Source organism: Sulfurimonas sp. (assembly GCF_018698455.1).
Taxonomy (GTDB): domain Bacteria; phylum Campylobacterota; class Campylobacteria; order Campylobacterales; family Sulfurimonadaceae; genus Sulfurimonas.
The window spans coordinates 1-9,127 of record NZ_JABIOQ010000037.1; the positions used below are offsets into that span (position 1 = coordinate 1).

Genomic DNA, 9,127 nt, shown 5'->3' on the forward strand with positions numbered 1-9,127 from the left:
CGCCCATCGAAGCTAAAAATATATGGCGCGGTGGAAGGGACTCGAACCCTCGACACCCTGCGTGACAGGCAGGTACTCTAACCAGCTGAGCTACCACCGCATATATTTGTTTTTAGTTTAAAATGGTGTCCTGTGATGGATTCGAACCATCGGCCACATCATTAAAAGTGACGTGCTCTACCAGCTGAGCTAACAAGACATTTTTTCTCTTTGTGTTAAGAGGTCGAAATTATAGACAAATAGCCTCTATATGTCAAGAAGAAGAGAGCTAAATTTAGAAAAAAGTATCTTTATCTATAAGCAAGAGCATTTTTATAGCACTCATCGCACTCTGATGTTGTACATAATTTCTATCTCCATTAAAATGGTAATGCTCTTCTTTATGTCTATTTTTAGTTCTTACACCTATATAAACAGTACCTACTGGTTTTTCATCAGTACCACCACCCTCTCCAGCTATACCACTGATTGAAATTGCAAAATCTGCTCCACTTACATTTATAGCACCCTCACTCATCTCTTCTATCACCTCAGCACTGACAGCACCATAGTTTTCTAATGAAGTTGGAGTAACAGCCAGCCAGTTTTCTTTTATCAGGTTTGAGTATGTCACAAGTGAACCATCAAGAATTTTAGAAGCGCCATTTTCTTTTGTGAAGTAGTAAGATAGTAGTCCACCAGTACAGCTTTCACTAAAGGTAATCTTTTTTGAGGCTGAGGAAAGTCTTTGGATTATGTGAGTAACAACACTTGATGAGTTGATGAGTTTCTTAGGAAGTAACTTTTTTACTCCATTAACAAAATGAGATATATCGCCATACTTCTTACTAAATATGTCAACTTGTAACCAGCCCTTCACTTCTTCTATAACTTCAAATTGCACTTCATACATCTGAGCAATTGGGTTGAGGATATTTATAAGTGTTTCTCTCTCTTCGTCAAATATATGAATTCTTGCCTTTGTATTTTTACTCATAATGAGAAGTTCCGGCATCTTTTGTCCATCATCCATCTGTAGTACATTTACAATAGCTTCTTTATACTCTAAAAGATAACTTCTTTCATGAGACAATGCAGCTTTTTGAGGAATGAGCATATTATCTCGTACAATTTGGTTGTCACTTGTAGCTGTACATATGAGTTTACCTACAGTTGAGAAATTCTGTTTAGATGTAATGATTATGAACTTATCACTAGAGTTTAACTCTCTCTCAAGATATAAAAAGAGAGAATTATCACTCGACTTAAAATAAGTTATGGAGTTTATAAACTCGTTTTTTTCTTCTATATTTTGAAGTATATAGTTTTTCAAGGAGTTGTTATAAACAAACTTGTTACCGATAAATATAAGATGCAGTTTCATAGTATTAGAGGCCTTAATAGTAATCTTTATATATGCTTATTATATCACTTTTATAAGCTTTTAATTACTAAAAAGCTACAATGCAAAACTTTTATAATAACTTCGAGGTACAGATGGACTACAAAGACACACTACTATTACCAACTACTAGTTTTGCGATGCGCGGAAACTTAATAAACAACGAATCTAAACGCTATGCAGCTTGGGATGAGAATAAAGTTTATGAAAAAATGAAAGCAAATCGTAAAGATGCTCCAAAGTTTACTCTGCATGATGGACCTCCTTATGCAAATGGTCATATTCACATTGGTCATGCGCTTAATAAAGTTCTTAAAGACATCATCGTTAAACATAACTACTTCAATGGTAAGTCTGTACGTTTTACTCCGGGTTGGGACTGTCATGGTCTACCAATAGAACAACAAGTTGAGAAAAAACTTGGTGGAAAGCAGAAGAAAGAACTTCTCCAAACGGCAGAGGTTAGAAAACTTTGTCGTGAACACGCTGCAAAATTTGTAGATATTCAAAGAGACGAGTTTAAAACTCTTGGTATCATCGCCGACTGGAAAAAACCTTATGTTACTATGGACTATAAGTTTGAAGCTAACATCTACCGTACACTTTGTGGTGTAGCGAATAAAGGTCTTTTAATCGAACGTTCAAAGCCTGTTTTTTGGTCTTGGGCTGAGAGAACCGCACTCGCTGAAGCTGAAGTAGAGTACCAAGATAAAGAGTCTCACTCTATCTTCATCGCGTTTGAGTTAGATGATGCGGCAAAAACAAAGCTAAACATCACAGGAAAAGCAGCTCCAGTTATCTGGACTACAACTCCTTGGACTATACCTGCTAACACTGCTATTTCATTCAATCCTAATGAAGAGTATGTTCTTACTGATACTGGTTATATAGTTGCAAAAGAACTTTTAAATTCTCTTGTTGAAGATGAAGTTATAACTGGGAAAGTTGTTCAAACATTTAAAGCAACTGAGTTTGAAAATCTCAAAGCAATTAATCCACTGAATAAACGCGAGTCACGTTTAATCTTAGGTGAGCATGTTCTTATGGATAGTGGTACAGGTTGTGTACATACTGCTCCTGGTCATGGTGAAGATGATTACCGTGTTGGACTTTTATATGACTTAGAAGTTGTTATGCCTGTTGATGAAACTGGTTGTTTTGACAACACTATCGTTAAAGATAAGCTTATTCAAAATGCGGAAGACTTTTTAGGGCGTCATATCTTCAAATCAAATGATGATCTTATAGACCTTATGGGTGATGCTGTTTTAAAAGTATCTAAGTTTACTCACTCTTACCCTCACTGTTGGAGAAGTCATACTCCTCTTATCTTTAGAGCAACTAGACAATGGTTTATCTCTGTAGATGAAAAACCATTAGCTCAAGATAGTACACTTAGAAATATCGCTCTCACTGAAATAGAAAAGACTATGTTTATCCCTGAAACTGGTAGAAATAGACTTAAATCGATGGTAGAAAATAGACCGGACTGGTGTATTTCTCGTCAACGTGACTGGGGTGTTCCTATTGCATTCTTTAGAGTTAAAGCTACTGGTGAAGTTATCTTTGATGAGAAGGTAATGAACTATGTTGCTATGATTTTTGAGATGCAAGGAAGTGATGCTTGGTACTCAATGCCAACAGAACACCTTCTTTATCCTGGTTCTGGATACAAGGCAGATGAAGTTGAAAAAGTAACTGACATTTTAGATGTATGGTTTGACTCTGGTTCAACATGGAACTCTGTTTTAAAATCTCGTAACTATGATGCTGGAGAATATCAGGCTGACCTTTATGTAGAAGGAAGTGACCAACATCGTGGTTGGTTCCAATCTTCTATGTTCCTTTCTTGTGCAGTTGAGCATAAAGCACCATATAAAGCTGTTTTAACTCATGGTTTCACCGTTGATGACAAGGGCGAAAAAATGTCTAAGTCTAAGGGCAATGTTATTGCACCTGAAAAGGTTCTCAAAGAGTACGGTAGTGAAATACTTCGTCTTTGGGTAGCTTCTTCTGATTACCAAGGTGACCTAAAAATCTCTCAAGGGATTTTAAAACAGATCTCTGAAAACTACCGTAAACTAAGAAATACTTTTAGAATTATGCTTGCAAATATCAACGACCTAGAGACACTTACCGCATATGAAGATATGGGTGCGCTAGATCAATGGATTTTAAATGTAAGTTCTGAAGTATTTACCGAAGTTCATAAGTCATTTTCTGAGTATAACTTTGTTCATGGGATGAGTACACTTAACAACTTTATAGCAAATGAGTTAAGTGGAATGTACATAGACATGACAAAAGATTCTCTTTACTGTAATGCAAAAAATGATCCAAGACGTATGGCAAGTCAAAGTGCAATGGCAATAATAGCTAAGAGGCTTTTACTTTTAATGGCTCCTATCTTAACATACACTTGTGATGAGATTATAGACCATGCACCCTCTATCATTAAGGGTGATGTTACATCTATCTTTGACTTAGTTTATGAGCCTATCACTACGGGTAAATCTGACTTCAATGCTGAGTATATGACAAAAGCACGTGAGGGTTTTGGTTCTATAGTAGATGGCCTTAAAAAAGAAAAAATCATTAAAAGCACATTGGAGTTAGTTATCTCTACAGACTCAGAAATTGCTCTTGCCCTAAATGCAGTAGATGCTGAAGACTGGTTTGTTGTTTCAACTGTTTCAAACGAAAAATCCCAGGAAATACTTGGTAGTTTTGAAGTAGAAGGTGCTAAGTTCAGTATCGCTAAAGCGACTGCGTTTAAATGTCCTAGATGTTGGAAGTTCCAAGCAACGGCTGAAGACTGTACATGTAAACGCTGCGAGGAAGTAGTTGCCTAACTTCTCAGAACCAGTTTCATTAACATTTACAGGTATAAGTATCGCTCTTATATTTGTAGCTGTTGGAGTTGGTATACTTTTAGTGAAGAAGTTTAAGTAACTTCTTGTGCTAAAAATCTATGTTGACGGCGATGCCTTTCCAAATCTTTTAAAACCCATCTTAGTTCGTGCTATAGAGCGACTACAACTCCAAACTTTTCTTCTTGCAAACAAAAAAGTAGACATCGGTAAAAATAAACTTATTTCTTACATCATTGTAGATGCAGGGGCTGATGAGGCTGATCATAAGATAGTAGAAATGGTCGCAGACGGGGACTTAGTTATAACCGCAGATATACCTCTTGCAGATAGAGTCATAAGTAAAAATGCTCATGCCATTGACCATAGAGGTGAGTTATACTCAACAGAGAACATCAAACAGTATCTTGCAATGCGAAACTTGATGGATAAAATTCGTGAAAGTGGAGAAATAACAAGAGGCCCTAAACCTTTTGGAGCTAAAGATGCTCACTCTTTTGCAAATCAGTTAAATTCTTTCTTAGATAAACAGACTAAAAAACTCCTTACTTAAGGCACAAGTGAAAGGTCAAACTCTATTGTTTTTGATATGCATTTTATGTAAATAATACATTTCTTTTTTTTGATGCTCTTAGCATCCTTAACATCTGTGATCAAAGTCATACTTTCTTGTGTTTGAGGGTCGTAAGTTTTCAAACTATCATCTTCTATATAAAAGAGTCTTCCACCTCCACAACCATCACCAATAACACCTTCACAGACTAGTGGAGATTTTAAATCAAAACCATCCATCGTCTAAACAATCCTCTCTAGACTCTTTTAAAAACTCTTGATAGTCACTCGCATTTAGGTCTAGTTGTACATATTCATCATGTGCATATGTTTTAAATATTTTATCGTCTATACATGTACACAGCTTAGTGTCGTTTGAATCACCACAAGAACTCAGCATTACTGTTTTTTGTTCTTCTTCCCAACCTATGTAAGAGTTATAGTATGGGTAAAGTGTCCATACTGCAAAACCAGCGGTTAATACTATATTTGTAATATACTCTTCTTGTGTCATAAACTCCATATTTTAGGGCTTTATTATTTGTTTAATTTTACAGTGTATATAAAAGTGTATTCTATTTATTTTATATTTCATAGTAATCTAACCAACTTATTAAAATCAAAACCAAGAATCATCTAAACAATCTTCTTTCGTTTCTTTTAAAAATTCTTTATGTTCAGTTGAATTTTTATCAATAGATTTATATTCTTCAAAAACAAACTCTTTAAAAATTGAATCATCTACACATTTACAAAGTTCTGTATTATTAGAATCATTACAAGTTTTTAACATTTCCTCTTTTTGTGCTTCATCCCATCCAAAATAACTATTATACATTGGGTATAGTGTCCAAACTGCAAAGCCAAATGTTAATATAATGTTGGTGATGTATTCCTTCTTCTTGGTTTCTACATACTTCTTAATATCATAAGCTATCAGTATTACAAACACTATTTCTAATGTTATTATAAACCAATCCTCATCTAAAAAATCAAACATTATTTATTTTTTCCTTTTATCTTCATTTGCAAGCCATATTTCAACTTCTTCTACTACATATCTAATCTTTCCATTTTTCGCTTTTTGATAGTATGGTAATTTATTATTATATCTAGCTCTTAAATCTCTTTGAGTAGATACTGACATATCTGGATACAGTTCTGCTAATTCACTTGTTGATAAATATTTTTTTACTTGAATCTTCTTCATGTGTTCTTCAATATCTAAAACTTTTTTATTCTGTTGCTCTTTTTTAAGTAATTTATTAAGAGTAATTAATCTCTCATCAAATCTTTCATGAGTTTCATTATTTTCTTTTTCTAAATCATAATCATTATCTGGAAAACTATTTATTAAATGAGCATTCTCTTCATTTTCCATAAGGTCTCTTTCTCTAATCCTTAAAAGGTAGTCGATTATTTCTTGTATATCTTTTACTGCTTGTTTTTTCATAAAGTGATTTTATCTTTTTTTAAATAATGTCTTGCTTTTAGTTTATTTTATATTTGAACATACTTATAATAGTAGAACTGAAAGATATTAGAATTGAAGTTTGAGGTTTGCTTCCTTATATAGTGTAAGTAAAAGATTTATTTACTAATTATTCCGATAAAATATTGCTTGATAAAGAGCATAAAAATTAAAACTGCTTTATTTATGTTCCCTGCACATAATTGAAAAGTTGAATGAAGAAGTGTATTTTAGAAAAGTATCGAAGAAAATAAAGTGGAAAAGGTAAATAAATGAAAGAACTACTTAGTAAAATTTTTGAAGAAGTTAGACTCTCTGAGAATGATAGAAAATATTTAACTACAACATTAAATATTGTTGAGCCAATGTGTAGGAGTAATGAAGAAATATTAAGTTCATATCACATTACAAAAGAAATGAGAGAAATTATAGAAACAAAAATTATAGAAATTTCCAATGGAGAAACTGAAGACATTGTTGAAAGTTTAATGCAGTTGAATGATAATGTTATTGATTGGGATAATAGTGGACAGAGAGATAATTCTACTCTTGGAACTGCTATTATTATTTGTATGATTAATGAATTGGAATCAAGGTTATTAAACAATGAATCTGAATCAACAGAGGATATAGAGAAAGAAGATATTGAAGAAACAGTTGAAAAAACCGAACAAGAAATTATGTTTGAAAGAAATGAAAGAATGTTGAGTATTAATTCTTCTAATATAAAAATTTGTTTAGATAATAATAAAGAATCACAAGTTGAAGATGATGATTTAACTGGATATGCTGATTCTTCCCTTATAGTTTATTATCAAGAAGAACCTTGTGGAGACTATGAAACTTCATCTGAAATTCCATTAGATGAATTAGTATCATTTGCTAAACAAGATGGAGTTTATGAAGAACTTATGTTAAATGTTCTTACAGAAGATTTATTAAAAAGATTAAATGAACTTGTTTAATCTTTAATTTCATTTGGGTCTAATTCCCCGACCTTTTAGGTCGAAGATAAAAATATTTTCCAATAAGATACTCCGTTTTCGAGTTAACGAGAAAATTTTAGCGTCCAGATAAAAGGCTCTGCCTCAGAGAGTGTCATTAGAAAGATACCTCTAATTTTCCTCTTCATATTCTTCTAAATATTCAAGAGATTGATATATTGAAGAGGAAATATCTTTATTAAGATTTTCCATTATAAAATACACTGAATCTAAAATGTATTCTATTTCGGATTTTGTATATTTTTCTTTAAGTTTTTTATCTAAATTTAGATAGGAAATATCTAGTTTTACTTTCATTAAATCTTCTATTACTTCTTTTATATTATTACTCATTATAACCTCCTTGTACCACTTTATAAAAAGTGTCTTTTATTATTAGAGTAATTAATGTATTTAGATTAATATTTCTCCAACCGCCATTTTCGACATCCCAAACCAATATTGATGAATTATCTAACTTTTGTTTTTGATTTTCTTCAAAAGAACAAATCATATCTCTTACTGATTTATCCTTTGTAGAGGAGTTCTCATTCATGCTGAAACCAATGAACTATTTTTATTTAGTTCCTCGATTAGAGAATGAATCTTATTTCTTGAATCTATCAGGTTAATAGATTTTCTATTCTCTAAATCTTCCAATGTTTTGTGAAGTTTGATTTTGTCATTCAACAAATCAGGATTTATAGATAAAATCTCTCCAAGTTCAAATTTGTATTTATCCATAAGTTGATAAAGTTCATCTTTAGTTATATTTTTACCATTTAAAACACATTCAAATTTAGGTGTATAAATCTCTAAAAGTTTATCAATATTCAATAGGTTATATTTACCATTTTTTGTAAATAATTCAGAAGCATTTATCATAAATACTTTTGTATCTTTTCTGTCTTGTTTTAACTCAATAACTGATACTGAAATTGAAGTTGAGTGAAATAATTTTTCAGGCATTTGAACGACACTTTCTAATAGGTTATTATCTAATAATTCCTTTCTTAATTTCTCTGCTTTTTGAGAGAATAAAAAATTATTAGGAAGTATAATAAATGAGTGTTTCACATTTAGTTTATACACATAATCTACAAATTTAAGTTCAATATTTTTTTTATCATATGGTGGATTTGATAAAACTAAATCTATATCTTTGAATTCTGTTGTAGAAGACAAGGTGTCTTCTGTGACTATCTCATTATGATTTATATTGATTAAGTCTAAAATAGATTCTGTAAATACTGAAAATCTTGAATGAATATCCATTCCTTTTAGATTGATAGTTTTGTGTGGAAATTCTTCTTTAAATTCAAGAAAAGAATAGAATAATAATTTTCCAATTCCACAAGTAGGGTCAAAGATATTAATAAAGTTTTTTCTTTCATAATTTCCGTTAGAAATAGCCATTTTAGAAGTAGAAATACATAAAGACTTTGGAGTGAAAAAATCATTCAAATATCTATCCGATATATTAATTTCTTCAAATAAATCAATTAGATTTTCAATAGAAAAATTTTCAATATTATCTAATGATTTAATCATATTATCTACCCCTTTTTTATTGTGTTTTATCTCATATAAAACATCTTCTAATCCTAGTGTGTTCCATTTATTTTTGATAATTTCATATACAGATGGGAATCGTGTTTTGTATTCATTTAATAATGAATCTATATGATTTTTAAAACTATCACTATCAATTAATTGATAGGATTTAGTTGAGTTTTCAACTGATATATATTTATATATCTCTTCTTGAGTGCATATAACGGAGTATCCGGACACCCATGTCGTTTGAGTTCGGACAGTTTAAGAAGAGATATTTTCTGTAACAGTATTTTAGCGTAAAGTGTCCGAATGC

General features: G+C 31.6%; 11 protein-coding genes and 2 tRNA genes. 3 read left to right on the forward strand and 10 right to left on the reverse strand.

Features of this window, described 5'->3' with window-relative positions; genetic code table 11:
* Positions 1 to 23 precede the first annotated feature (23 nt).
* The 3 genes from HOG88_RS04990 to HOG88_RS05000 all read right to left on the reverse strand — a co-directional run bounded on the left by HOG88_RS04990 (position 24) and on the right by HOG88_RS05000 (position 1,363).
* Positions 24 to 100: transfer RNA gene (locus HOG88_RS04990), tRNA-Asp, on the reverse strand.
* Between the two features lie 23 nt (positions 101 to 123).
* Positions 124 to 199 (reverse strand) — tRNA-Lys (locus tag HOG88_RS04995).
* Positions 200 to 274: 75 nt separating this feature from the next.
* Positions 275 to 1,363: a CinA family protein gene (locus tag HOG88_RS05000; RefSeq protein WP_295003844.1), complete on the reverse strand. Its 1,089-nt coding sequence runs from the start codon at positions 1,361 to 1,363 to the stop codon at positions 275 to 277.
* Positions 1,364 to 1,476: 113 nt separating this feature from the next.
* On the opposite strand from HOG88_RS05000, the gene ileS reads away from it, so the two are divergent.
* Both ileS and HOG88_RS05010 read left to right on the forward strand, forming a co-directional pair.
* Complete coding sequence (gene ileS, locus HOG88_RS05005; protein WP_295003864.1) at positions 1,477 to 4,233, forward strand: isoleucine--tRNA ligase; 2,757 nt, start codon at positions 1,477 to 1,479, stop codon at positions 4,231 to 4,233.
* 106 nt (positions 4,234 to 4,339) lie between these two features.
* Positions 4,340 to 4,804, forward strand: a complete 465-nt coding sequence (locus HOG88_RS05010) for a YaiI/YqxD family protein (RefSeq protein ID WP_295003847.1) — start codon at positions 4,340 to 4,342, stop codon at positions 4,802 to 4,804.
* Here the strand turns inward: HOG88_RS05010 and HOG88_RS05015 are convergent.
* The 4 genes from HOG88_RS05015 to HOG88_RS05030 all read right to left on the reverse strand — a co-directional run bounded on the left by HOG88_RS05015 (position 4,801) and on the right by HOG88_RS05030 (position 6,256).
* Positions 4,801 to 5,043 (reverse strand): thiamine biosynthesis protein ThiF, encoded by a 243-nt coding sequence (locus HOG88_RS05015; RefSeq protein WP_295003849.1) that lies wholly within the window; start codon positions 5,041 to 5,043, stop codon positions 4,801 to 4,803. The genes HOG88_RS05010 and HOG88_RS05015 overlap by 4 nt on opposite strands.
* A complete protein-coding gene (locus HOG88_RS05020; protein WP_295003850.1) occupies positions 5,030 to 5,326 on the reverse strand; it encodes a hypothetical protein in 297 nt (98 codons plus the stop codon). Before HOG88_RS05020 ends, HOG88_RS05015 begins: the two co-directional genes overlap by 14 nt.
* 96 nt (positions 5,327 to 5,422) lie before the next feature.
* Positions 5,423 to 5,803, reverse strand: coding sequence for a hypothetical protein (locus HOG88_RS05025; protein WP_295003851.1), 381 nt, complete (start codon positions 5,801 to 5,803; stop codon positions 5,423 to 5,425).
* 3 nt (positions 5,804 to 5,806) lie between these two features.
* A complete protein-coding gene (locus tag HOG88_RS05030) occupies positions 5,807 to 6,256 on the reverse strand; it encodes a hypothetical protein (RefSeq protein ID WP_295003853.1) in 450 nt (149 codons plus the stop codon).
* A gap of 290 nt (positions 6,257 to 6,546) precedes the next feature.
* On the opposite strand from HOG88_RS05030, the gene HOG88_RS05035 reads away from it, so the two are divergent.
* Positions 6,547 to 7,239 (forward strand): hypothetical protein, encoded by a 693-nt coding sequence (locus HOG88_RS05035; RefSeq protein ID WP_295003855.1) that lies wholly within the window; start codon positions 6,547 to 6,549, stop codon positions 7,237 to 7,239.
* Positions 7,240 to 7,389: 150 nt separating this feature from the next.
* Here the strand turns inward: HOG88_RS05035 and HOG88_RS05040 are convergent, their stop codons facing one another.
* Genes HOG88_RS05040 through HOG88_RS05050 form a run of 3 tightly spaced genes read right to left on the reverse strand, consistent with a single transcriptional unit; the run spans position 7,390 to position 9,051 of the window.
* Positions 7,390 to 7,611 (reverse strand): hypothetical protein, encoded by a 222-nt coding sequence (locus tag HOG88_RS05040; RefSeq protein ID WP_295003857.1) that lies wholly within the window; start codon positions 7,609 to 7,611, stop codon positions 7,390 to 7,392.
* Positions 7,604 to 7,813, reverse strand: coding sequence for a hypothetical protein (locus HOG88_RS05045; RefSeq protein ID WP_295003859.1), 210 nt, complete (start codon positions 7,811 to 7,813; stop codon positions 7,604 to 7,606). The genes HOG88_RS05040 and HOG88_RS05045 overlap by 8 nt, the downstream gene beginning before the upstream one ends.
* The gene (locus tag HOG88_RS05050) at positions 7,810 to 9,051 is read right to left on the reverse strand and encodes an N-6 DNA methylase (RefSeq protein WP_295003862.1); all 1,242 of its coding nucleotides are present in this window, start codon (positions 9,049 to 9,051) and stop codon (positions 7,810 to 7,812) included. Before HOG88_RS05050 ends, HOG88_RS05045 begins: the two co-directional genes overlap by 4 nt.
* Positions 9,052 to 9,127: the final 76 nt, after the last annotated feature.

Coding starts and splice junctions, on each gene's coding strand:
- HOG88_RS05000 (WP_295003844.1), bottom strand. CDS start 1,363: ATGAAACTGCATCTTATATTTATCGGTAACAAGTTTGTTTATAACAAC.
- ileS (WP_295003864.1), top strand. CDS start 1,477: ATGGACTACAAAGACACACTACTATTACCAACTACTAGTTTTGCGATG.
- HOG88_RS05015 (WP_295003849.1), bottom strand. CDS start 5,043: ATGGATGGTTTTGATTTAAAATCTCCACTAGTCTGTGAAGGTGTTATT.
- HOG88_RS05020 (WP_295003850.1), bottom strand. CDS start 5,326: ATGGAGTTTATGACACAAGAAGAGTATATTACAAATATAGTATTAACC.
- HOG88_RS05025 (WP_295003851.1), bottom strand. CDS start 5,803: ATGTTTGATTTTTTAGATGAGGATTGGTTTATAATAACATTAGAAATA.
- HOG88_RS05030 (WP_295003853.1), bottom strand. CDS start 6,256: ATGAAAAAACAAGCAGTAAAAGATATACAAGAAATAATCGACTACCTT.
- HOG88_RS05035 (WP_295003855.1), top strand. CDS start 6,547: ATGAAAGAACTACTTAGTAAAATTTTTGAAGAAGTTAGACTCTCTGAG.
- HOG88_RS05040 (WP_295003857.1), bottom strand. CDS start 7,611: ATGAGTAATAATATAAAAGAAGTAATAGAAGATTTAATGAAAGTAAAA.
- HOG88_RS05045 (WP_295003859.1), bottom strand. CDS start 7,813: ATGAATGAGAACTCCTCTACAAAGGATAAATCAGTAAGAGATATGATT.